Origin of the sequence: Photobacterium sp. GB-50 (assembly GCF_003026755.1) — a bacterium.
Taxonomy (GTDB): Bacteria; Pseudomonadota; Gammaproteobacteria; order Enterobacterales; family Vibrionaceae; genus Photobacterium.
Window position 1 is genome coordinate 1 of record NZ_PYNX01000049.1, and the last position, 1118, is coordinate 1118.

At 43.3% G+C, this 1118-nt stretch carries 4 tRNA genes; all 4 read right to left on the reverse strand.

Features of this window, described 5'->3' with window-relative positions:
• Nucleotides 1-113: 113 nt before the first annotated feature.
• The 4 genes from C9J41_RS21570 to C9J41_RS21585 all read right to left on the reverse strand — a co-directional run bounded on the left by C9J41_RS21570 (nucleotide 114) and on the right by C9J41_RS21585 (nucleotide 963).
• Nucleotides 114-190, reverse strand: a tRNA-Pro gene (locus C9J41_RS21570).
• Between the two features lie 41 nt (nucleotides 191-231).
• Nucleotides 232-308, reverse strand: a tRNA-Pro gene (locus C9J41_RS21575).
• A gap of 320 nt (nucleotides 309-628) precedes the next feature.
• Nucleotides 629-705 (reverse strand) — tRNA-Pro (locus C9J41_RS21580).
• A gap of 181 nt (nucleotides 706-886) precedes the next feature.
• Nucleotides 887-963 (reverse strand) — tRNA-Pro (locus C9J41_RS21585).
• Nucleotides 964-1118 lie beyond the last annotated feature (155 nt).

Sequence of the window (1118 nt, forward strand, 5' to 3'; positions counted from 1 at the left end):
TCTGGTCCGCCATTTACCTAGAGCTGTGATGCTCTACCAAACATGCTATTCAACAAAATATGAAAGACATCTGATGCAAAAAAGCCCCGTCTTTCGACGAGGCTTCTAATAAGTGGTCGGTGAAGAGGGATTCGAACCCCCGACCCTCTGGTCCCAAACCAGATGCGCTACCAAACTGCGCTATTCACCGACTGTAAATAATGGTTATATTAAACCACTATTTTTAAATAGTGGTCGGTGAAGAGGGATTCGAACCCCCGACCCTCTGGTCCCAAACCAGATGCGCTACCAAACTGCGCTATTCACCGACTGTAAATAATGGTTATATTAAACCACTACTTTTAAATTGTGGTCAGTGAAGAGTTGAGTCTATATAGAGAATAAATCTCCGACCCTCTGGTCCGCTATTTCCAAAAACAGGATGCTTACCAAGCTACGTCATTCACCGACTGTAAATAATGGTTTTATTAAACCACTACTTTTAAATTATGGTCAGTGAAGAGCTGAGTCTATATGGAGAAGGAATCTCCGACCCTCTGGTCCGCTATTTCCAAAAACAGGATGCTTACCGAGCTACGCTATTCACCGACTGTAAATAATGGTTAATTAAACCACTACCTTTTAATAGTGGTCGGTGAAGAGGGATTCGAACCCCCGACCCTCTGGTCCCAAACCAGATGCGCTACCAAACTGCGCTATTCACCGACTGTAAATAATGGTTTATTAAACCACTACTTTTAAATTGTGGTCAGTGAAGAGCTGAGTCTATATAGAGAAGGAATCTCCGACCCTCTGGTCCGCTATTTCCAAAAACAGGATGCTTACCAAGCTACGTCATTCACCGACTGTAAATAATGGTTTTATCGAAACCACTACCTTTTAATAGTGGTCGGTGAAGAGGGATTCGAACCCCCGACCCTCTGGTCCCAAACCAGATGCGCTACCAAACTGCGCTATTCACCGACTGTAAATAATGGTTTATTAAACCACTACTTTTAAATTGTGGTCAGTGAAGAGCTGAGTCTATATAGAGAAGGAATCTCCGACCCTCTGGTCCGCTATTTCCAAAAACAGGATGCTTACCAAGCTACGTCATTCACCGACTGTAAATAATGGTT